The sequence below is a fragment of the Flavobacterium sp. GCM10022190 genome, assembly GCF_042656445.1.
Taxonomy (GTDB): domain Bacteria; phylum Bacteroidota; class Bacteroidia; order Flavobacteriales; family Flavobacteriaceae; genus Flavobacterium; species Flavobacterium nitratireducens.
Genome location: NZ_JBHSOQ010000002.1, coordinates 36,328 through 57,954 on the forward strand (window position 1 = coordinate 36,328; position 21,627 = coordinate 57,954).

The 21,627-nt window shown below is 31.7% G+C and carries 19 protein-coding genes; 11 read left to right on the forward strand and 8 right to left on the reverse strand.

Annotation, left to right across the window (positions count from 1 at the left end; genetic code table 11):
* From ACFPTQ_RS07165 to ACFPTQ_RS07175, 3 genes are all read left to right on the forward strand, one after another.
* Entirely contained in the window at positions 1-867 is an 867-nt protein-coding gene (locus tag ACFPTQ_RS07165) for a hypothetical protein (protein ID WP_379775655.1), read from the forward strand.
* A 236-nt stretch (positions 868-1,103) separates the two neighbouring features.
* A complete protein-coding gene (locus ACFPTQ_RS07170; protein WP_379775659.1) occupies positions 1,104-1,871 on the forward strand; it encodes a lipopolysaccharide kinase InaA family protein in 768 nt (255 codons plus the stop codon).
* 19 nt (positions 1,872-1,890) lie between these two features.
* Positions 1,891-2,703, forward strand: a complete 813-nt coding sequence (locus tag ACFPTQ_RS07175) for a glycosyltransferase family 2 protein (protein WP_379775662.1) — start codon at positions 1,891-1,893, stop codon at positions 2,701-2,703.
* Here the strand turns inward: ACFPTQ_RS07175 and ACFPTQ_RS07180 are convergent.
* The 3 genes from ACFPTQ_RS07180 to ACFPTQ_RS07190 all read right to left on the reverse strand — a co-directional run bounded on the left by ACFPTQ_RS07180 (position 2,696) and on the right by ACFPTQ_RS07190 (position 6,598).
* Positions 2,696-3,754, reverse strand: a complete 1,059-nt coding sequence (locus ACFPTQ_RS07180; RefSeq protein WP_379775665.1) for a glycosyltransferase family 9 protein — start codon at positions 3,752-3,754, stop codon at positions 2,696-2,698. The genes ACFPTQ_RS07175 and ACFPTQ_RS07180 overlap by 8 nt on opposite strands.
* A 103-nt stretch (positions 3,755-3,857) precedes the next feature.
* The gene (locus ACFPTQ_RS07185; RefSeq protein ID WP_071183404.1) at positions 3,858-4,673 is read right to left on the reverse strand and encodes a 2,3,4,5-tetrahydropyridine-2,6-dicarboxylate N-succinyltransferase; all 816 of its coding nucleotides are present in this window, start codon (positions 4,671-4,673) and stop codon (positions 3,858-3,860) included.
* Positions 4,674-4,687: 14 nt separating this feature from the next.
* On the reverse strand, positions 4,688-6,598 hold the full coding sequence (locus ACFPTQ_RS07190; protein WP_379775668.1) for an acyltransferase family protein: 1,911 nt from the start codon (positions 6,596-6,598) through the stop codon (positions 4,688-4,690).
* A gap of 170 nt (positions 6,599-6,768) precedes the next feature.
* Between ACFPTQ_RS07190 and ruvX the strand changes: the two genes are divergently transcribed.
* Positions 6,769-7,185, forward strand: coding sequence for a Holliday junction resolvase RuvX (gene ruvX, locus ACFPTQ_RS07195; RefSeq protein ID WP_278035289.1), 417 nt, complete (start codon positions 6,769-6,771; stop codon positions 7,183-7,185).
* Between the two features lie 113 nt (positions 7,186-7,298).
* Positions 7,299-8,792 (forward strand): malate:quinone oxidoreductase, encoded by a 1,494-nt coding sequence (locus ACFPTQ_RS07200; protein WP_379775671.1) that lies wholly within the window; start codon positions 7,299-7,301, stop codon positions 8,790-8,792.
* A gap of 34 nt (positions 8,793-8,826) precedes the next feature.
* Here ACFPTQ_RS07200 and ACFPTQ_RS07205 read toward each other — a convergent pair whose 3' ends face one another.
* The gene (locus ACFPTQ_RS07205; protein WP_379775674.1) at positions 8,827-11,061 is read right to left on the reverse strand and encodes an FUSC family protein; all 2,235 of its coding nucleotides are present in this window, start codon (positions 11,059-11,061) and stop codon (positions 8,827-8,829) included.
* Between the two features lie 198 nt (positions 11,062-11,259).
* On the opposite strand from ACFPTQ_RS07205, the gene def reads away from it, so the two are divergent.
* The 3 genes from def (at position 11,260) to mazG (ending at position 13,261) form a co-directional block, all read left to right on the forward strand.
* The gene (gene def, locus ACFPTQ_RS07210) at positions 11,260-11,847 is read left to right on the forward strand and encodes a peptide deformylase (protein WP_278035292.1); all 588 of its coding nucleotides are present in this window, start codon (positions 11,260-11,262) and stop codon (positions 11,845-11,847) included.
* Between the two features lie 78 nt (positions 11,848-11,925).
* The gene (locus ACFPTQ_RS07215) at positions 11,926-12,399 is read left to right on the forward strand and encodes a DUF5606 domain-containing protein (RefSeq protein WP_379775677.1); all 474 of its coding nucleotides are present in this window, start codon (positions 11,926-11,928) and stop codon (positions 12,397-12,399) included.
* An 82-nt stretch (positions 12,400-12,481) separates the two neighbouring features.
* Entirely contained in the window at positions 12,482-13,261 is a 780-nt protein-coding gene (gene mazG / locus ACFPTQ_RS07220; RefSeq protein ID WP_278035294.1) for a nucleoside triphosphate pyrophosphohydrolase, read from the forward strand.
* 188 nt (positions 13,262-13,449) lie between these two features.
* On the opposite strand, the gene ACFPTQ_RS07225 is transcribed toward mazG, so the two are convergent.
* The gene (locus tag ACFPTQ_RS07225; protein ID WP_379775680.1) at positions 13,450-13,857 is read right to left on the reverse strand and encodes a hypothetical protein; all 408 of its coding nucleotides are present in this window, start codon (positions 13,855-13,857) and stop codon (positions 13,450-13,452) included.
* Positions 13,858-14,353: 496 nt separating this feature from the next.
* On the opposite strand from ACFPTQ_RS07225, the gene ACFPTQ_RS07230 reads away from it, so the two are divergent.
* Complete coding sequence (locus ACFPTQ_RS07230) at positions 14,354-15,547, forward strand: transglutaminase-like domain-containing protein (protein WP_379775682.1); 1,194 nt, start codon at positions 14,354-14,356, stop codon at positions 15,545-15,547.
* Between the two features lie 725 nt (positions 15,548-16,272).
* On the opposite strand, the gene ACFPTQ_RS07235 is transcribed toward ACFPTQ_RS07230, so the two are convergent.
* The 3 genes from ACFPTQ_RS07235 to ACFPTQ_RS07245 all read right to left on the reverse strand — a co-directional run bounded on the left by ACFPTQ_RS07235 (position 16,273) and on the right by ACFPTQ_RS07245 (position 18,822).
* Positions 16,273-16,851, reverse strand: a complete 579-nt coding sequence (locus ACFPTQ_RS07235; RefSeq protein WP_379775685.1) for a DUF4411 family protein — start codon at positions 16,849-16,851, stop codon at positions 16,273-16,275.
* Positions 16,848-17,951: an ImmA/IrrE family metallo-endopeptidase gene (locus ACFPTQ_RS07240; protein ID WP_379775687.1), complete on the reverse strand. Its 1,104-nt coding sequence runs from the start codon at positions 17,949-17,951 to the stop codon at positions 16,848-16,850. Before ACFPTQ_RS07240 ends, ACFPTQ_RS07235 begins: the two co-directional genes overlap by 4 nt.
* 193 nt (positions 17,952-18,144) lie before the next feature.
* Positions 18,145-18,822 carry a Crp/Fnr family transcriptional regulator gene (locus tag ACFPTQ_RS07245; RefSeq protein ID WP_379775690.1) on the reverse strand — a complete coding sequence of 226 codons (678 nt, stop codon included), beginning with the start codon at positions 18,820-18,822 and terminating at the stop codon, positions 18,145-18,147.
* A gap of 107 nt (positions 18,823-18,929) precedes the next feature.
* Between ACFPTQ_RS07245 and ACFPTQ_RS07250 the strand changes: the two genes are divergently transcribed.
* On the forward strand, positions 18,930-21,305 hold the full coding sequence (locus ACFPTQ_RS07250; protein WP_379775693.1) for a heavy metal translocating P-type ATPase: 2,376 nt from the start codon (positions 18,930-18,932) through the stop codon (positions 21,303-21,305).
* Positions 21,306-21,434: 129 nt separating this feature from the next.
* A complete protein-coding gene (ccoS, locus tag ACFPTQ_RS07255) occupies positions 21,435-21,626 on the forward strand; it encodes a cbb3-type cytochrome oxidase assembly protein CcoS (protein WP_379775696.1) in 192 nt (63 codons plus the stop codon).
* The last annotated feature ends 1 nt before the right edge of the window (position 21,627 follow it).

Below are 21,627 nucleotides of genomic sequence, written 5' to 3' on the forward strand. Positions count from 1 at the left end.
ATGAGGGGTAAAATTCAGGTAGGTTATTTAGTTTCGTACGATTATGAAATGTTAAAAAACTCTTTGCCATCTGTTTATAATGAGGCGGATACTGTGTTTTTAGCAATTGATAAAAATAGAAAAACCTGGAAAGGAGAGTCTTTTAATATAGAGGATTCATTTTTTGAATGGCTTACTACTTTTGATTCAGATAATAAGGTAGAACTTTTTGAAGAAAATTTTTACGTACCAGAATTGAGCGCCATGGAATGTGAAGTGAGAGAACGAAAAATGCTTTCGGAAAAAATGGGAATAGGGAATTGGTTGATTCAAGTTGATTCGGATGAGTATTTTGTAGATTTTAAGAAGTTCATTGCTGATTTGAGAAAATATGATTCATACTTGATAAATCCCGAAAAAAGACCAATACAAATTGGTGCTTTTTGGTTAAATTTATATAAGTACACTAATAATGGGATTTTATACGTGGATAAACCTCACAAGTTAGTAGTAGCAACTAATTTCCCTAATTATAAATGGGGTAGGCAAACTAAACAACGTGTAATCTATACAGATACCATTTTATTACATGAAACTCTGTCTCGAACCGAGGAAGGTATTAAGTTCAAAATTGAAAATTGGGGGCATAGTCATGAGGTAAATAATGATTTTCTAGATAAATGGAAAAAAGTGAATGAAAATAATTATAAAGAGTTTAGCAATTTTTATTATATAGAACCTGAGCGTTGGAAAAAATTAGGGTATTTCCCAACTAAAACCTTAAATGAAATAAAACAATATATGGGTCAAAATAGTCAATTGAGGCTTTCTATATCTCAGCTCTTTTTTAAAAATTTCGGGCAATGGTTTAAGCATTTGTTTAAATAAAAAAAGGTAAATTTTTTTTTGCCTTTTTTTCTCCAATATTATTCTTGCTTTTATTGAAAAGTTTTTAGTTTTTTTTATTTAGAATCAATTTCTTTAGCTATTTTTAGTAGTGTTTTTACAACTTCTTTTTACATAGGAAATCATTTTCCATGAAAGTGAGTGCTACTCTAAAAGTAGTGCTTAAATTGTATTAATAAAATAAAATGGTTACTTTTGAAAGCATTTTATATATACATATGAAGTTTAAAATTCATCCTGATTTTGTTGAAAAAGAGTCGTCTTTAGTTAATGTTATTAAGGGGTTTAATTGTTCAGGAGAAGTTTTTGGAAATGGTGATAGAAATAAAATCAAACTTTTTGACTTAGATGGTATAACTATTAATATCAAATCGTTCAAGATTCCACATTTTATCAATAAAATAGCGTATCGTTACTTTAGAAAATCAAAAGCCAAACGTTCTTTTGAGTTTGCTACTCAATTAATGGAAATGCAAATAGGGACACCTAAACCTATTGCTTTTTATGAAAACTATGATGCGATAGGACTAAAGGAAAGTTATTATGCTTGCGAACATCTTGGGGATGTTTTTGAATTTAGAGCCCTTGTTGATGATAAAACTTTTGTCGATAGAGAAATAATCATCCGTCAGTTTACACAGTTTACTTTTGAGATGCACCAAAAAGGAATTGAATTTCTAGACCATTCTCCAGGGAATACCTTGATTAAAAAAGGCACTGAAAATAAGTATCAATTTTTTCTAGTCGATTTAAACCGAATGAATTTTCATACCGTTATGGATTTTAATTTACGGATGAAAAATTTTAATCGTCTTACTCCACATAAAGAAATGATTGCAATCATGAGTAATGAATATGCAAAGCTTTACACCGCTAAAACAGAAGTTGAAATTTTTGAGAAAATGTGGGGGGAAACTCAGGTATTTCAGGAAAAATTTGCCCGTAAAAAGCGATTGAAAAAGAAAATTAAATTTTGGAAAAAATAAAATCACCATCAGTAATATTATGAAAGCATCTGTAATAATGAGTACTTATAATGCCGAAGAGTGGCTAGAAAAGGTGCTTTTTGGATTTAGCGTACAAACCACTACTGACTTTGAAATTATTATAGCTGATGATGGTTCAAATTACAAAACAAAGGAAAAAATAGAAGAACTTAAAAAATTAATTTCTATTCCTATTGTTCATGTTTGGCATGAAGACAATGGTTTTCAGAAAACTAAAATTCTAAACAAAGCTATTCTCGCTTCTAGTACAGACTATTTAATTTTTACAGATGGGGATTGTATTCCTCGAAATGACTTTGTTGCTACACATTTGAAGTTTAGGCAGAAAGGATTTTTTCTTTCTGGAGGGTATTTCAAGCTTCCAATGGAAACTTCAAAAATAATTTCAAAAGAAGCAATTTTTAGCCAAAAATGTTTTGATGTAAAATGGTTATTGCAAAATGGAGTAAATAAATCATTTAAAAACTCAAAACTAAAAGTTCGAGGTGCTTGGTCAAGGTTGTTAAATTTTGTAACTCCTACAAATGCCAGTTGGAATGGACATAATTCTTCTGGTTGGAAGGAGGATTTGATCGCTGTAAACGGATTTAACAATGAGATGCAATATGGAGGAGAAGACCGAGAGTTGGGTGAGCGTTTGTTTAATTATGGATTGAAATCCAAACAAATACGGTATAGTGCTATTTGTATTCATTTAGATCATGCTAGAGGATACGTTAGTGATGAAGCTTGGAAGAAAAATAATGAAATACGCGATTATACAAAAAAAAACAAATTGGTTAGAACTGATAAAGGTATTGATTCTAATTAAGTTTTAGGTATTTTGCTAATGAAGGAATAATTAAATCCGGTGTAAAATGATTGTATAAATCTAATGCTTGGTTTTTCATTTCTTTAGCATTTTTAGCTCCATATAATTCTGGTTTGAAGTCTTTTAAGTGTACTGATACTGTTTTTTGATTGTCATCAAATGAGTTCCAGGCTTCTTTTATAATCCAAGTTGAGAAAATGGTAAACGTAGGTTTGTTTAATGCTTTTGCCATATTTACAGCTCCTCCTTCGTTACCAATGAGTGCGTCACAATGATGGGTAAGAGATAAAAACTCTCTTATCGTTTTTGGAATAATGTTGATTTTTATGTTTTGCTGTGTTTTAGAATTGCATAAATTAAATATTTCTTGAGCTTCGTTTATTTGTGAGGGAATATAATTAAAAAGTAATGTGGCATTTGTTTCTGCTACAATGAAATCTAGTAGAGTAGCCATATAAGTACTTGGGTAAGTTTTGGTTTTTCCACTTCCTAAAACACCTATCATATAGATTTTATTAGTGAAATCAATTTTATTTTCAATTAATATTTGTTTTCCATTTTCGATTTCGGTGTCTGTTAGGAAAATTTCAGGTTTTATTTTTAAAGTTTTTTTTAGGTTTAAAGGTTGTAATAAGAGCATTCTATTTTCAAGTGCTAATCCTGCGGTAGTTTTAGGCACAGAAAGTTCTTTTACGGTATCAGTATAAATGAAGCTGGTGTAATATTTGTAAAACCCAATTTTAGTCTTTGCTCCCGAAAAAGCGACAATTAAATTACTTTCTAGTTTACCATAAGCGTCGATAACAATGTCATATTTCATTTTTCTGATTTTAAAGCAAAACTTTAGAAGTTCAAGTTTATTTTTTTTTGCTTCGTCAGTAAAAAGTATTAGGTTGTCAATATTTGGATTGTTTTCTACAACAGGATTTGTAAAAGGATAAATGAGATAATCAATTTGTGCGTTTGGAAATTCATTTTTTAATGTATTACATAGAGTTGAACTAGCAAGTACATCGCCAATCATTTTGTTTTGAATTACAAGTATTTTCATTTTCTAGAAAATCAAATGATTATATAAATTGGAGCAAATAAAAATTCCAAATCCCAATTTAATGTTTCTATTGGAATTTGGAATTTAAAATATTAGTTTTTTGTTAAACCGCTACATCGTACTCTCTTAACGCATTGTTTAGAGATGTTTTTAAGTCAGTTGATGGTTTACGAGTACCAATAATTAATGCACATGGAACTTGGTATTCACCAGCGGCGAATTTTTTAGTGTAACTTCCAGGAATAACCACTGAACGTGCTGGAACAAAACCTTTCATTTCAACTGGTTCGTCACCTGTAATATCAATAATTTTTGTTGAAGCCGTCAAACATACGTTAGCACCAAGAACTGCCTCTTTACCTACGTGAACACCTTCTACAACGATACAACGAGAACCAATAAAAGCACCGTCTTCGATGATCACAGGGGCAGCTTGTAATGGTTCTAAAACACCACCAATTCCAACACCTCCACTTAAGTGAACGTCTTTTCCAATTTGAGCACAACTACCTACAGTAGCCCAAGTGTCAACCATCGTTCCAGCGTCAACATAAGCACCAATGTTTACATAACTTGGCATCATGATAACTCCACTAGAAATAAACGAACCGTAACGAGCAGAAGCACCAGGAACTACACGAACACCTTTTTCAGCATAGTCTTTTTTCAATTCCATTTTATCGTGGTATTCGAAAATTCCAGCTTCCCAAGTTTCCATTTTTTGAATTGGGAAATACATTACTACCGCTTTCTTAACCCATTCGTTTACTTGCCATCCGTCACCTTTTGGTTCAGCAACACGTAATTTTCCTGAATCTAATAATTCGATTACTTCTCTAATCGCATTCGTTGTTGTTTCTTCTTGCAACAAAGCTCTGTTTTCCCAAGCTTGTTCTATAATTGTTTGTAAATTGCTCATTTTATATTTGTTAATTATTTTATTTTTTTTAGTGGATTACCAAATCTTTTTAAATACAATTCTCCTATTTTTTGTGCGCCGCTAGTATTAAGATGGTCATTGTTTCTATACACTATAGTATTGTTGAGTTCTATATCACACTGTCCATTTTGACACATAACTTTGTTGAGGTCGATGATACTTATAGAAGGGAATCGTTTTTTTATTTCATAGATAATATAATTGTTGCTTCTTTTGTATGCTGGTATTGAAAAATCTTTTTGAGAGAAATAAACCGTATTTTTTGACTTTACTAATTTAGCTCGGTGCAAATTTAATTCGGTTGTTCTTCTTAGCGCGTCAAAAATAATTATTTTTTTTCCACTTTTTACCAATTCGGACAAAGTCTTTAGTGTGACTTCGTATGTTTTCTTGTTTTTTGGTTCTGAAATTCCTTCCCAATTGGCTGCAATAAAAATATATTTAAATTGTTTGGCAAAGTTTAATCTATCAATCGCATATTGTTCAGGATACAATGCGGAACCATCTGGATTTAATGAATTCATTAAAGGGTATCCGCCAGCAGCACTATCGTGGATGTAAAATCCAGCGTCTTTAGCTAAAACATCAAGAAATGCAGCGGTGTGATTGGCAAACGAATCTCCAATAAGCATCCCATCTAATGTGTCTTTTTTTATCCCGATATAGCAATCTTCGCAATTCCCTATTTTAAGTTTATCAAAACACTGTCCTCTTAGTTTGTTTGGATAATTTTCCTTTGGTATAAATTCAGTCAATTCTGGATGTCTTTCGGGAAATCCATCTTTAGCATCTAATACACCATAGATGCCTGAAATAATTAGTAAAGCAGGAATAAAAATGATTAGAAGTGTTTTCTTAAAATCAAACTTTAAAGTAGTTCTAAATGGTTGTTCGATAAATTTCCACGAAAGGTATGAGAGAACAAAAGTGAGCGCTATAGCTAAAATTCGAATGGTTCCCTCTAGATTTAAACCTAAATATTTAACGAAAACAAAGATAGGCCAATGCCATAAATATAAAGAGTACGATATAAGTCCTATACCGACTACTATTTTGTTTTCGATTAGTTTATTTATCAATCCTTTTTTGTTGATGTCTTGACCTGAAAATAGAAGTAGTGCTGTTCCTAAACAAGGCCATAAAGCGTTGATACCAGGAAAAATACTTGATTTATCTAATACTATTGCAGGGATTATTATAAGAAGGAAACCTATTAAAGAAAGGAGGTTGTTTTTTTGCTGGTTTAATTTTGGTAAGTTGTTCCAATTCATAGCTAAAGCGGAACCAATTGCCAGTTCAAATAGCCTTGCAGGGAGCAAAAAATAAGCAGCTGAAGGATTGGAATAGCTTTGATAAATAGAAAATAATAAAGCTATAAAACAAAGGGTGTAAATTATGATTGCTCTTTTTTGAGAATTGAATTTTTTATGTAGTAATAATAAAAAGGGCGGAAGTATAAAGTAGAATTGTTCTTCGACCGAAAGAGACCAAGTATGTAAAAATGGTAATAAGTCGGAGTTTTCAGCAAAATAATTTCCTGAAGTGATGTATAAATGTATATTGTTGCTGCATAAAAGGGTGTACAATAATGTTCTAGAATAAGCCTCTAGGTTATTGGCAAACAATATAAAATAAGAAGGTATTGTAATTACAATCATTATAAAGACTAAAACGGGTATGATTCGTCTTATTCTTCTTAGGTAAAAGTTTGTATAGGAAAATGTCTTATTTTGTATTTCTTTATCAATGATTGATGTAATAAGAAATCCAGAGATTACAAAAAATATATCAACGCCTATATAGCCGCCCTTGAAAATGCAAAATCCTGAATGAAATAGAATAACAAGTAATATGGCAATGGCTCTTAATCCGTCTATATCAGGCCTGTAGTATTTAGAATTCATTCAGTTTTTTAGTGTTAAAGAAATTTTAATTTTTTTGCAAATATAAACCTATTTTTAAAACAAAATTGATTCAATTATTATTGTCTGCTGAAGTTTTAATAAAACCAGATCGTTTATAGTTTTTACAACGTGGGTTTCTTTGAGTATCTTTGCGCAATACTAAAATAATTATGCCAAGAATTCTCGCTATAGATTACGGACAAAAACGAACAGGGATTGCTGTTACCGATGAGCTTCAAATCATCGCTTCGGGCTTAACAACGATTCCTTCGGCTACCACTATCGATTTTTTAAAAGATTATTTTTCAAAAGAAAAAGTAGAATTGGTATTGATTGGAGAACCCAAACAAATGAATGGAGAACCATCTCAAAGTGCTTCGATAATTAAGGGGTTTGTTACTCATTTTACCAATCATTTTCCTGAAATGAAAGTAGTACGTGTGGATGAACGATTTACATCCAAAATGGCTTTTCAAACCATGATAGATAGTGGTTTAAAAAAGAAACAACGTCAAAATAAAGCATTGATTGATGAGATTTCGGCTACTATAATGTTGCAAGATTATTTATCTCGAAAAATGTTTTAATAATTCTTTGTTAAAACGATAAAATTTAGTGATAAATGTAACTTTTTCAATCCAAATCACTCTTTTAATTACAATAATATTAGAGTATCTTTGCGCCGATTAAAAATAATATTATGTCTGATACAACCATACGTTCACAAAGTGATGTAGTTCTTATTGGGGCTGGAATAATGAGTGCAACTCTAGGCTTGATTCTAAAAGAATTACAGCCTGATTTAACTATTGATATTTACGAAAGATTAGATAATGCTGCTGCCGAAAGTTCAGATGCGTGGAATAATGCAGGGACAGGTCATTCAGCGTTTTGTGAGTTGAATTATACTCCTGAGGGACCAGATGGAAGCATTAATCCTAATAAAGCGATTAGCATAGCAGAGTCTTTTGAGGTTTCTCGTCAATTTTGGGCTTATTTAGTACAGCAAGGAAAAGTATCTTCACCAGAGAATTTTATCAAGAGAATTCCACATATCAGTTTTGTTTGGGGAGATGAAAATGTAGAATACTTAACTAAACGATTCAAAGTATTACAAGCAAATCCACTTTTTGAAGAAATGCAATTCAGCACCGATTTTGCGGAATTGAAAAAATGGATGCCTCTTGTAATGGAAGGTAGAAAAGAATCAGGGAAGGTTGCTGGTACTACAATGGCTATTGGTACAGATGTGAATTTTGGTGAATTGACTCGAAATATGTTTAGTCATTTAACTAAAATGGAAGGAGTAAACATGTACTTTCACCATGAAGTTAAAAAATTAAGACAACGTGAAGATAAGTCTTGGAGAATCAAAATAAACAATTTGACTGACGGAAGTGTTAGAAAAGCCTACACAAAATTTGTTTTTATTGGAGCTGGGGGTGGATCCTTGCCATTGTTAGAAAAAGCAGATATTCCAGAAGGAAAAGGTTTTGGAGGATTTCCAGTAAGTGGGCAATGGTTGCGTTGTACCAATCCAGATGTAATTGCGCAACATGAATCTAAAGTTTATGGTAAAGCAAGTGTAGGAGCACCACCTATGTCGGTTCCACATATTGATTCAAGAATGATTAATGGGGAAAAACAATTGCTTTTTGGTCCATTTGCAGGATTCTCTACCCGATTTTTGAAAAATGGGAAATATTCGGATTTGCCAAAATCCATTCAATTGGATAATATTGTACCAATGGTGATGGCTGGAATTAAAAACATCCCATTAACAAAATATTTAATTGAACAAGTACGTCAATCGCCTTCAGATAGAATAAAAGCTTTACGAGAATATGTTCCATCAGCTCGATCTAAAGATTGGGTTTTAGAGCGTGCAGGACAACGTGTACAAGTCATTAAAAAAGACGAAAAAGAAGGTGGTAAGTTAGAGTTTGGAACAGAAGTTATTACTTCTGCAGATGGTACTTTATCCGTTTTACTAGGAGCGTCACCTGGTGCATCTACAGCTGTTTCTATTATGATTGATGTTATTAGCAGATGTTATAAAGACGAAATGAAAACTCCTGAATGGCAGGCTAAGTTTAAAGAAATGATTCCTTCTTACGGACAAAAATTAAACGAAAATCCAGAGTTGTTAAAACAAGTTAGAGAGCATACAGCAACAGTTTTAAAATTGCAATAGGCTAATTTTTATAGAAATCAAAGAGAATCCCAACTTATTGTTGGGATTCTTTTTTTACAGTTGTAAGTAACTGTGTGGTTTTTAATATGTTTTCGGACAATCCAGTCATCCAAATTAATTGTTCGATGACCAATTGCGCTTCTTGCATTTTTATTTGGTAAGCTTCTTCGTCAATTAATTGAATTTGTTGGAGTTCTTTTGCTCTAATTTTTTTCAATTCAGTAAGTCTTTGATCTAAATCTTCGTTGGACACGAAAGTTTTGGTATCTGGATTTGGATTTTTTAATAATTCCATCGCTATTTCTAAATTAGAAATCACTTTGTTTACTACAACATTGAAAGCTTTAGACGCCTCAGTTGTTTTATGCGATTGAATATAGGTTCCCAATGAAGCTAGTGAAGAAAGTAACGAATGGTTTAAAACAGTTAGCTTGTAAACCTGTGGTAATTTGTTTTGTTTAGACTTGGGTTCTTGTAGCATTCGTTGGAACGAAGCCATAAGATTTCCTATTTCAATGAAGGCTTGTTTTCTAGCCAGTCGGTATTCTGTTGATACATCCACTTTTGTGTTGTATATTACAGAAATTTCTTTTAAGTAGTTTCGATTTGCCTCAATAGCACTTTGAATATAGGAAGGAAGATTTAAAAACTCCCAAGATGGCCATAAAAAATAATTAGCTAATAAGCATAAACAAGCGCCTACAATAGTGTCTAAAATTCGGTATTCTAATACATTGCCGTTGTCTGGTGATAATACACCGTAAATTAAAACTACATAAATAGTAATAAAAGTAGAACCAATTTTGTAATTGGTTGGATTAAAGGTAAAACCAAGTAACATGGCAATGATAGCCATTGTGCTAATAACATATGAATCCTTGACTATATATAGAATACCAAAAGCAATAAGACCTCCAATAAGAGTTCCTATTATTCGATGATAGGTTCGTTCATTTGTGATTCCAAAACCTTGTTTCATAATAACCACAATCGTCAAAATAATCCAGTATACATTTTCTAAAGGGAGTATTTTTCCAATCATATATCCCAAAAGAATAGTAATAGTTATTCGTAGTGAATGTCTAAAAACAGTCGATTTGAAACTTAGGTTTTCTACAAAAGTACTAAGCGGATAATACTGTGGTTTGATAAATTTTTCAATGTCTTTATCTCTTCCTTTTATTAAATCTTTAGTATTATTATTTGTCGAATATGCACGCTCAAGAGTAATGATTTTCTCCACCTGTTTTTCTGCATAATGGAGCATGGTAATGAGCATCAAAACCTCTTCTGAGGAAGATTCGTTTTGGATATTTTTCTTATAATCGTTTATCGCTAATTCAAATTGTTGTAAGTTTTCAATTAAGTTGTGTTCAGCCAAATACGGTTTATGGTTTTCAATACTTCTCGACAAGCCTTTCATGTTTTTGGCTAAGCTGTAAGCTAAATTTTGATAGGATTCGAGTGCTTTTGGATAACCATCAAATTTTTGGTGAAATTTATTATGATCAAAAGAAGTTGAAATAGCTAATTCCATGATTTCAACCAAAGAGATAAAACTCAATAATAAATTTCGGTTTTGTCCTGATGAACCCGATTTGGTTCGGTTAGTAATAAGTACTTCTCGGATGTTTTCATGCAAAACATTAAGTTCAACCTGAAGATGCAACTGTTTTTTAGTAATCGCTTTTCGATTAGAGTTCAGTTCCCAAAGATCACCACGTAATTTTAGATATTTTGCTGTAAGTCGGATGCATTCAGCCAATTGTAATTCGACATAGCGATTGGGTTTAATATGAAAAAAAATCACTGAAATGAGAGTGTAAAATAAACCACCCGCTAATAGTAGTCCTGAATATTCTAGCATTTCCCATCCTGTATTCAAGTGTGCAAAAGCAAGAGATAAAGATAATAATGCCGAAAATGAAACCATGGTTGCACGCTGTCCATACACTAAAATCATCGATACACAAAAGATTAATACAATCAATGTGGGATAAAATAACCAGGGTAATGGGTAAGTCAGATTTATAATCAGATTTACTCCAGCAATAATAAATGAAGTAACTAATAAACCATTTATTTTATGTTTTAAATTGCTCGGAATGTCACTAGGAAAAGTAAAGAAAGCACCTAAAGCAATCGTAAAACCAATCGCAAAATTATCTAGATAGGAAAATAACAAAACAGGTGAAACAGCGGCAATTGTTATTTTAAGAGCATTAGTAAACTCAGTACTTGAAACAAATTTCTGAATTCTTGAAATCATACTTTTTTAGATAATACACAAAGGTATGAATTGTGAGGTGGATTAACAGGCAAAAAAGGACTCTTTTTTAAGGATTAAATTTTAAATGACTATTTATTGTTAATCCTTTAAGCATTGTTTTAAATTTACTATTTTTGGCAATCCTAATCTAAGGGATTATAGCTTTAAATAGCCTAATAAATTTTTAATACAATAACAATGATTTTACCAATTGTAGGATATGGTGATCCGGTTTTAAGAAAGGTAGGAGAGAATATAACTCCTGAGTATCCTAATTTGAAAGAAACGATCGCAAACATGTACGAAACAATGTATAACGCTTCAGGAGTGGGATTAGCGGCTCCTCAAGTAGGATTAGCGATACGTTTATTTGTTATAGATGCAACACCATTTAGTGACGACGAAGATTTAAAAGCCGATGAACAAAATCAATTAAAAGGTTTTAAACGTACTTTTATTAATGCTAAGATTATAAAAGAAGAAGGAGAAGAGTGGGCATTTAATGAAGGCTGTTTGAGTATTCCAGATGTTCGTGAGGATGTATATCGTAAAGAAAAAGTTACTATTGAATATTGTGAAGAAGATTTTGTAATGAAAACAGAAGTTTTCGACGGTTTGATTGCTCGTGTAATTCAACACGAATACGATCATATCGAAGGTATTTTGTTTACCGACAAAATTTCTTCTTTGAAAAAACGATTAATCAAAGGAAAGCTGAAAAATATCATGGAAGGAAAAACATTCCAAGATTATAGAATGCGTTTTTTTGGTAAAAAATCAAGATAACAACTTGTTTTGGTATCGTTTTTGACAAAATTTTGACACATAATAAAAAAATCAATTCTTAATAATAATTAATAAAGCATGAATTTAGAAAAAATATTAGCGATTTCAGGAAAACCAGGTTTATATGTTTTAAAAGTGCAAACACGTACTGGTTTTGTTGCTGAATCATTAGTTGACGGAAAGAAAATCACGGTAAATTTAAAAAGTAATGTGAGTTTGTTATCTGAAATTTCAGTGTACACTTATGAAGGTGAAAAACCACTGAAAGAAGTTATTGCTAGCATTGCCACTAAAGAAAACAACGGTCCTGCAATTTCTCATAAAGAAGATAATGCAACTTTGGCTGCTTACTTTAAAGAAATTTTGCCTAATTATGACGAAGAAAGAGTATATGCATCTGATATTAAGAAAATAATAAACTGGTACAATACATTGCAGTCTAAGGGATTCATCGAAGCTGAAGCTGCATCAGAAGAAGTAGCTGAGACCGTAGCTGTAGAAGCAGAAGCACCAGCCGAAAAACCAAAAAAAGCTAAAAAAGTAACTGAATAATTACTTCTAAACAGTATAAAAATCCTGTGCTCTAATCATCTTAGAATACAGGATTTCTTATTTTTACACAAAACTATTCATAATGAACGCAAGACAAATTCAACTACAAGCTTTTGAACGATTATTAGATATTATGGACGATTTGCGTGCAAAATGTCCTTGGGATAAAAAGCAAACCTTGCAAAGTTTACGTCATTTAACAATTGAAGAAACCTACGAATTAGGTGATGCCATTTTGGATAATGATTTAAATGAAGTCAAAAAGGAGCTAGGCGATTTGTTATTGCATATTGTTTTTTATGCAAAAATTGGTAGTGAAACTCAGGATTTTGATATTGCCGATGTTTGTAATGATATTTGCGAAAAATTGATTCATCGTCATCCCCATATTTACGGTGATGTATCCGTGAAAGATGAAGAAGAGGTAAAGCAAAATTGGGAAAAACTCAAACTTAAAGAAGGAAAAAAATCTGTACTAGAGGGAGTTCCAAGAAGTTTGCCTGCCTTAGTCAAAGCGAGTCGTATTCAGGATAAGGTAAAAGGTGTAGGCTTTGATTGGGAAGAATCGCATCAGGTTTGGGATAAGGTGCAAGAAGAATTAGAAGAATTGCAAGTCGAAGTACAATCAGGAAATCAGGATAAAATAGAAGCTGAATTTGGCGATGTTTTATTTTCAATGATTAATTATGCCCGTTTTTTAAATGTTAATCCTGAAGATGCTTTAGAACGTACCAATAAAAAGTTCATTAAAAGATTCCAATATCTTGAAAGCAAAGCAGGGGAATTAGGTAAATCCCTAAAAGATATGACTCTCGCTGAAATGGATGTTTTTTGGGAGGAAGCGAAGCGACTTCCAAAATAACAGGAATTGAAAATCTTTGATTTTCACATATTCCAATTTTGGGAGGAAGCGAAGCGACTTTAGGAGTTAGAAGTTAGGAGTTAGAAGTTAGAAGTTAGAAGTTAGAAGTTAGAAGTTAGAAGTTAGAGGTTAGAGGTTAGAAGTTAGCAATGAACCTAAAACCTAAAACTAAAGTAATAACCCTTAAACTAAAAATCAATCTTAAAACAAAGAGCAGCTTGTTTTTTGAAAATAAAAGTATTTTCTTGAGGAAATAGAATCTTCTGATTGTCCATAGTTATGGCTATAGCCATTTTTTTGTTTTTCGCAGCATTCACAAAACAGGGAATACTCGCTAAGGTTAAAACACCTCCACCTGCAGCAATATAGGCACCTGTGAAATCAAATTCCCAAGTATTTGAATTTGTATTGCTTAATTGTACGATGCCTCCAATTGCTGCAATACCTAACCCCGCACCAAATATTCTCCAAGCCATTTTTTTCTGTTTTTGACTTTTTTCCAAATAAAAGTCTTTTGTAAAAGGGGTTTTGGGTGTTTGTGAAAATGAATTAAGCATTAAAAACGCCATGACTATTGAAATGATATACTTTTTCATAGCTCAAAAAAATAAGGCCTACTCTTTCAATATGCAGTTTTCGGCAACGCTGAGGTAGATGATAAAATTTACTATTAAATTACTAAAAAATAGAATACTATTTTGTTTTTGATAAAGCGAATATTTCCATGTAAAGAGGACTAGTAAAGAATAAATTGTCTAAAAGAATTTTTTAATTCCAATATTTCTGACGAAGTTCTTGTTAATTTTTTGAGTTTTATAAAGATGGACAGCAATTCTGAATCTCGAGTAATGAAATTATTTTTATGAATTCTAAAATAAAAATTTCTGATTTTTCTATTTTAAAAGATTTAGAATTTGCAATTTATTAATTTCACAATAGGGTCTTTTTTTTCAATAGTAACTCAAAAAAATATAGGTTTTATCAAATGTTAAATAGGATTCGTAAATAGCAAGTTATTAAAGGTTTTTTCTAATTTTAGTCTTAAAATTCTATTTTTTTTAAGTTTTACATAACCTTTATAAATATACATCAATGAAGAAATTGAGTCGTCTTGTTTTTGTTTTTACCATAATTCCTTTTTTGGCGTTCGGCCAAATTAAAAACAGAGCGTTCTTGCCTAAATACGATAAATTATTAAAGAAAGCTTTGCTACAATCAGGTGAAAGAAAGGATTCCTTGCGCTATTTTTTAAATACTGTTCCCAAGGAGTATTATGAAGCGGCTTCTTTTCTTATTGCATACATGCCCGAACGCGATTTGAAAACCTTGAGTATTCCTTATATCAAAGATCAAATTGATGGAGCCTACAAGGTGAAAAAAGAGTTTCCCTGGTGTTCTAAACTACCCGATTCTATTTTCTTTAACGAAGTCTTACCGTACTATTGTTTTGATGAAGAAAGAGATAACTGGCGTAATGATTTTTATTTGAAATTTTCCCCTTTGGTTAAAAATACCAAAGATGTTCGTCAAGCGATTAAAGCAGTTAATGCTAATATTAGAGAGTTATTATCCGTAGAATACAATACAAAACGTAGCATAGTAAATATTAGTCCGTTTCAATCTATCAAAGAAAAAATGGCAACTTGTACTGGACTTTCTTTTTTATTAGTTGATGCTTTTCGTTCAGTGGGTATTCCTGCTAGAATGGCTGGAACTCCTATGTGGACGAATATGAAAGGAAATCACAGTTGGGTTGAGGTTTGGGTAGATGGTCAGTGGTATTTTACAGAGTATTATCCAGAAGATTTAAATAAAGCCTGGTTTTTAGCCGATGCCGGAAGAGCCGATATCTCGAATCCAAGACACTGGATTTATGCTTCTTCATATAAACCTAAAGAGACTTATTTCAGACTGGAATGGGATACGCTCTCAACAGCTATTCATGCCGAAAATGTGACCAAAAGATATATTGATTTGTATGCCAAACAACAACTTTTGGAAAATTTAAAACCAGATGAGGTTTGGATTAGTTTGCAATTGTTCCAATCGAAATCAGACAAAGAGCTTCAACGTGTGGCTGAGAAAATAGTAATTGAAAAAGAGGGTAAAACAGTAGATTTTGGTTATTCTCCTTCACCTATAGACGACTTGAATAAGTTTTTAAAATTCAAAGTCAATAAAAATACATCCTATCAATTGGTTTATCAAGACGCTCACGGAAAAGAAAAACGAACCGAGATTTCAGTAAAGGCTCAGGAAGAATTATTTAAATTGTATCAAGATTAATGGTAAATTAAATACGTTGCTAATATCGTTTTTCATAGATAGTAAAATAAAACGTAAAGCTAAACCTCTTTGAAATCTGTTTCAAAGAGGTTTGTTTTTTTTTGAAAGAAAAAATGTTTCATAATAAATAGAGTATAAAGTTAGGATTTTAAGTTTACTTATCTCTTTTCAATTTCTGAATCCATTTAGCTGTAATGTAAATTAAACTCAGACAAAAAGTTATTCTAAAATATACTTTTAAGTCATAGTTTGAGATTCCTTTTGTTTCAGGATTTGATATTCTATCTGCGAAACAAAAAATTACAATAGCTGTTAAAACTAACCAACTATAAAAAATTAGTTTGATAATAAAATTGAGAATTGTTTTCATCCAATAATTTTTGTTTATACTTGGTTGTTTTGTGAAATTATTCATTTTTTTAATAAGTAGAGGACAGGCATTATAAATCCGTGTTATAGGGCTCTAACTTTGTATGTAAATCTGAGAAGTCGGCTTTTCATAGCCTAAGTTTAGTTAGATTGCCACGCTATCGCTCGCAATGACTCAAACCGTCAAGCCAGTATTTGCGAGGAACGAAGCAATCTCATCCAGTATTTCAATATTTTTATGTAAACGTTAAGAATTTACATTTAGTAAACCTTATAATAAGTGTTACGATTTTTGTTTTATTTGTATGTAGTCACTCCTGGCAAACGAGCTCCATTGGAAGAGGTGTATGTTTTTATTATTTAATATGTAAATCAAACTCGTCCTGATATAGCTTAAACAAGTCGGGTAAAGTAATGCAATTAATATTTAACTCACGACACATAGTTGGGATTTTTACAAAGAGTTTGTTGTCGTTACTTTCAGAGGATTCTTCTGTTACCAAATATACAGTTTCGTTTTTTGAAATTAAGTTTAGAGATAGTAAAATAAGCTTCATGTCAGCATCATTAAGATGAGAATTCTTTAAAGTTTCAAATTCTACTTCAGTAATTTTTCTTGTTTTCTTGACTATTGAATTAACAAAAACTGAATTTAATAAATGATAAAATAGTCTTGTATTTGGAGGGATTATTAATTCTGTATTATATGGGATTTTTGCAGATTTTTTAAAATCTTTGTCGTTTAAAAAATCTAATTCAGAGAGGATAATGCCTTTAGCAACATAAGAACATTGTTGGTGGACCTTATCAATTAAAATAATTTCTCCAAATTGAATTTTTTCTTTTATGAAATTATATAAAATTTTATTTCTATCGAATGGTAAGTAATAACGAACCAACGATAACAGTGAGTTAGTGTCAATTATTACTTTCATTGAATATATTTATCTAATTTATCAGGGGTTATATTTAATGACTTACATACATCATATTCATTTATTACTCCTTCATAAAATGCTGTCTGAATGGTTGATATTAATAATGGAGAATTAATAGGTTTAGGAACAGCTCCACCTCTTTGAACACCATTTTGTTTGTCTAACTCTTTTTGTTTTTGTATTTCTACCTGTTTTAGTCTGAATTGTTCATCAAAATCAGCTTTTACATTATTATAGTCTTTTGGAGTTATTTGATTATTAAGCAGAAGTCTTGTAAATATTGCTATTTGGCTTAAATGAGTGTTTTTTGATATTTCTTCTATAATTTCATAATTATAATCATTTGATTTTGTTGCTTTATCAAGATTTTGGATAACATTACCATATTCTCCAGCGATAAAATTGAAAGCAAAATCATTGCACCATTTTTCAATTTTAGATAAATTATGATTTGCTAAATCAGCTAAATCTAAATTGTCTACTTCTTCAATGTTTAAAAGATAATGACCTAACTCGTGAGCTAAGGTAAATATCTCACGTCTAAAAGAATTTTGTTGTCTTTTTAGAACAATTACGTTTGGATTTAGGAAAAAGCCGTCGATGTTTGCTTTTTCTTTCTTGTTCCAAGTTTCTATAAACTCAAAAACTAAAATGTTTTTTTCTGCTAATTTTGAAATTAGTGATTTTAAAAAATCTCTTTGTTTGTCTTGAAATTCAGGATATAAGATTTCTCGAATATCAAAAGCAACCTTTTTAGGGTTATCAGAAGTTTTAAAAATTGGTAATATTCTATCTGTATTAATTTCAGCTAATTTAGAAATAGCTGAAAGTGAGATTTTAAACTCTTCAAACTGATTTACAATTTTCTTAGCTCCAATATTTAAATCGGCATCAAATTTTGATTTTCTAAAGAAGATACTAGCATCTTTAGAAACTTCCGGTGATTTAGGATCTAAATAAAAATGAAGTCCTTTATTAAAAACCTTATCAATTCTTTTTAAATGGCTAATTTTTATATTTTCTGTAAGTATCTCTTCTTTTGATATCGGATTTTTTAATCCTTCACTTATTAACATAATAAGTTCATCTATCGTCATATTAAATAACGATAGAAGATATTTAAGTCTTTTTATGTTTTGTTCTACCTTCAAGAATTCTTTAAAAAATTTATTTGCAAGATTACAACTTATTTTTCTTTATTGCTAACGCTCTGTAAACTTAAGCCTAACAAATATATAAACACTATTTGTATTACAAAAAATGAAGAAACAATGATTTTGAAGAAAAACCTTAAACCATCTTTTTCAGCTTAGGAATATCTTTAAGGATTATTTTTTTTCCTTTTAATTCAATCAATCCGGATTTATTAAAATCGGAAAGTAAACGAATACAGCTTTCGGTAGCGGTACCAATCATACTGGCCAATTCGTCTCGGGTCAATTGGATTTTTAAGGTGCCGTCTTCGTTTTTGCCAAAGGTATCCTGAAGATAGAGTAGGGTTTCGGCCAGACGTTCTTTTACTGTTTTTTGTGCCATGTTTACCATTTGGCTGTCGGCTTCTTTCAGGTCACCGCAAATGGTTTTCATCACATTCATCGAAAATTGGTTGTTCTTGTCAAAAAATCCCATGATTTCGCTTTTAGGAACAAAGCATACCTGCATGTCTTCCAGCGCAACAGCACTCAGGTTTACCGGTTCGTCACTTATCATCGAACGTTGTCCTAAAAGTTCGCCTTTGGTTACCAGTTTTACGATATGATCTTTCCCATTCGGACTTAATTTGGTCAATTTACAAACGCCGTCTTTCACGCAAAAAATGCCATTGACATTTTCGCCCTCTTCAAAAATCACCTCTCCTTTTTTTACTAAAAGGGAAGTCTTACATTCTGCTAGACGTACTAATTCTTCTTTGTTTAGTGCTTTTAGGGAGCTGAATTCTCTAACGATACATTGTTCGCATTTACTCATTTTGACATGGTTTTTTGATACTGTAAAATTAATCATTTATATGATATATATCATATTTTTCCCAATATTCATTGAGGAACTTTGCATCAGGTAAAAAGAGCAAAGTTATGGATACACAAAATTGTTTCCATTGTGGTTTAGATATTGTAAAAAAGGATGAAATTGTATTTGATGCTAAAAAGTTTTGTTGTGCTGGTTGTAAAACCGTTTACGAAATTTTTAGTCAAAATGATTTAACCTCTTATTACGATTTTGAAAAATCACCTGGAGCGAGTCCGCAGGACATTAAAGGAAAATATAATTTTTTAGAAAATGAAAGTATTGTTTCGAAATTACTGGAATTTCAAGAGGATACAACCGCTATTGTTTCACTTAGCATTCCTCATATACATTGTAGCTCTTGTATTTGGATTCTGGAAAATTTACAACGCCTTCAAAAAGGAATAAGTAATTCGCAGGTAAATTTTCCCGAGAAGAAGGTTCGTATTATTTATCATTCGGATGAGGTTTCGCTTAGCGAAATTGTACAGTTGTTGTGTTCAATTGGGTACGAACCCTATATCAGTTTAGAGGATTACGAAACTTCTAAAACCAAAACCGATCGCAGTTTGACCTATAAATTAGGGGTTGCTTTCTTTTGTTTTGGGAATATCATGTTGCTTTCCTTTCCAGAATATTTCGAGGTAAAAGAATTTTGGCTAGATAATTACAAACCCTTTTTTAGATGGTTAATTTTTGCCTTATCGTTGCCTTCGTTTTTTTATTCGGCGAGCGGATATTATGTTTCGGCATACAAAAGTATCAAGTCTAGAATGCTCAATATTGATATTCCAATTGCTTTGGGGATTATTGTAATGTTCATTAGAAGTACTTATGATATTGTGATGAATCATGGCTCTGGTTTTTTTGACAGTTTGGCCAGTTTGATTTTCTTTATGCTTTTGGGAAAAATGTTCCAAATCAAAACCTATAGTTTCCTGAGTTTTGAACGTGATTTTAAATCCTATTTTCCCGTTGCAGTTACCCGAATTAATACGGATGCTTCCGAAGAAAGTGTCGCTGTTTATGATATTCAAAAGGGCGACCGATTGTTAATTAGAAATCAGGAATTGATTCCGGTTGATGGGATTTTGATTAGCGAAAAAACTGCCATTGACTACAGTTTTGTAACGGGTGAAGCCATCCCGATTAGTAAACGATCTGGCGATAAAATATTTGCCGGAGGAAAGCAATTAGGGGAAGTTGTTGAAATGGAAGTCTTGTTTTCGGTATCACAGAGTTATTTAACACAGCTGTGGAGTAATGATGTTTTCCAGAAGAAAGTGGAACAAAAGTATAAAAGCATAACCGATAGTATTTCAAGGTATTTCACACCTATATTACTTTTAATTGCTTTTGTTGGGTTTTTCTATTGGATTTTTATAGATGCTAATATTGCTTTCAATGTTTTTACTGCCGTATTGATAGTGGCTTGTCCGTGTGCTTTAGCATTAACAGCTCCTTTTACATTAGGAAACATTTTGCGAATAGTAGGAAAACAAAAATTCTATCTCAAAAATGCCTTGGTAATCGAGCAATTGGCAAAAGTAGATACGGTGGTTTTTGATAAAACGGGGACGATTACGACCAACATAAAATCGAATATTACTTATGAGGGAGAGCCGCTTTCTGAGAACAATTTGATTCGGATAAAATCGTTACTCAGAGCTTCAAATCATCCATTGAGTAGAATGTTGTATGACTTTTTACCTAAAATGAGTAAAAGAGTTATTAGTGATTTTGAAGAAATAACTGGAAAAGGAATTCAAGGACAAGTGATGAATCGTATCATCAAAATAGGTTCAGCAGCATTTGCAGGAAAATCAGAAGAAAATAGTGGTTTACAAACTTCGGTTCATATTCAAATTGACGATGCGTATTTTGGGAAATATGTGTTTAAAAACCAATATAGGGATGGACTGGAAGAACTATTTAGAAGTCTAAAAAAGAACTATCAAATCAAAGTTTTATCGGGTGATAATGAAGGTGAAAAAGCCGCTTTAGAAACACTTTTACCTGCCGGAACCGAATTGGTTTTCAATCAAAAACCAGAACAAAAACTAGCATTCATCAAGCAATTACAAGACAAGGGGAAAAATGTGATGATGGTAGGTGATGGATTGAATGATGCTGGAGCCTTAGCACAAAGTAATGTGGGCGTTTCTATTTCGGAAAATGTAAATGTTTTTTCACCTGCCTGTGATGCGATTTTAGATGCAGGACAATTTGAAAAATTACATTATTTCCTAAAACTGTCTAAGAAAGCCATGCAGGTTATTAAGATGAGTTTTGGATTATCATTACTCTATAATGTAGTAGGGCTAACTTATGCTGTAACGGGGCAATTAGAACCTTTAGTAGCAGCCATTATAATGCCTTTAAGTACTATTACCATAGTGAGTTTTGTGACGGTAATGAGTAATTATTATGCGAAGAAGTTATGAGTTGTGAGTTGTGGGTTATGAGGTTATAAACGTAAAGAATCTTTTCGGTAAAATAAAAACAGCTTGTATGATAAATGTCATATTTTCTCTAAAAGGTCTAAAGTAATTTTGTTAACACAAATTTAAGGTATGAGTGTCATCTATTTATTAATCACCATTAGCATAATCGTCGCTGTTGCTTTTCTGATTGCCTTTTTTATGGCAGTCAAAAACGGTCAGTTTGATGACGATTACACACCATCAGTCAGAATGTTATTTGACGATGAAGTAAAATTAAAAGCCCAAAAAGAAATACAAACAACAGAAGAAAAACAAATTTAAT

Coding starts and splice junctions, on each gene's coding strand:
- ACFPTQ_RS07175 (WP_379775662.1), top strand. CDS start 1,891: ATGAAAGCATCTGTAATAATGAGTACTTATAATGCCGAAGAGTGGCTA.
- ACFPTQ_RS07225 (WP_379775680.1), bottom strand. CDS start 13,857: ATGAAAAAGTATATCATTTCAATAGTCATGGCGTTTTTAATGCTTAAT.
- ACFPTQ_RS07200 (WP_379775671.1), top strand. CDS start 7,299: ATGTCTGATACAACCATACGTTCACAAAGTGATGTAGTTCTTATTGGG.
- ACFPTQ_RS07230 (WP_379775682.1), top strand. CDS start 14,354: ATGAAGAAATTGAGTCGTCTTGTTTTTGTTTTTACCATAATTCCTTTT.
- ACFPTQ_RS07250 (WP_379775693.1), top strand. CDS start 18,930: ATGGATACACAAAATTGTTTCCATTGTGGTTTAGATATTGTAAAAAAG.
- ACFPTQ_RS07170 (WP_379775659.1), top strand. CDS start 1,104: ATGAAGTTTAAAATTCATCCTGATTTTGTTGAAAAAGAGTCGTCTTTA.
- ACFPTQ_RS07180 (WP_379775665.1), bottom strand. CDS start 3,754: ATGAAAATACTTGTAATTCAAAACAAAATGATTGGCGATGTACTTGCT.
- ACFPTQ_RS07165 (WP_379775655.1), top strand. CDS start 1: ATGAGGGGTAAAATTCAGGTAGGTTATTTAGTTTCGTACGATTATGAA.
- ACFPTQ_RS07190 (WP_379775668.1), bottom strand. CDS start 6,598: ATGAATTCTAAATACTACAGGCCTGATATAGACGGATTAAGAGCCATT.
- def (WP_278035292.1), top strand. CDS start 11,260: ATGATTTTACCAATTGTAGGATATGGTGATCCGGTTTTAAGAAAGGTA.
- ACFPTQ_RS07185 (WP_071183404.1), bottom strand. CDS start 4,673: ATGAGCAATTTACAAACAATTATAGAACAAGCTTGGGAAAACAGAGCT.
- ccoS (WP_379775696.1), top strand. CDS start 21,435: ATGAGTGTCATCTATTTATTAATCACCATTAGCATAATCGTCGCTGTT.
- ACFPTQ_RS07245 (WP_379775690.1), bottom strand. CDS start 18,822: ATGAGTAAATGCGAACAATGTATCGTTAGAGAATTCAGCTCCCTAAAA.
- mazG (WP_278035294.1), top strand. CDS start 12,482: ATGAACGCAAGACAAATTCAACTACAAGCTTTTGAACGATTATTAGAT.
- ACFPTQ_RS07215 (WP_379775677.1), top strand. CDS start 11,926: ATGAATTTAGAAAAAATATTAGCGATTTCAGGAAAACCAGGTTTATAT.
- ACFPTQ_RS07205 (WP_379775674.1), bottom strand. CDS start 11,061: ATGATTTCAAGAATTCAGAAATTTGTTTCAAGTACTGAGTTTACTAAT.
- ACFPTQ_RS07235 (WP_379775685.1), bottom strand. CDS start 16,851: ATGAAAGTAATAATTGACACTAACTCACTGTTATCGTTGGTTCGTTAT.
- ACFPTQ_RS07240 (WP_379775687.1), bottom strand. CDS start 17,951: ATGACGATAGATGAACTTATTATGTTAATAAGTGAAGGATTAAAAAAT.
- ruvX (WP_278035289.1), top strand. CDS start 6,769: ATGCCAAGAATTCTCGCTATAGATTACGGACAAAAACGAACAGGGATT.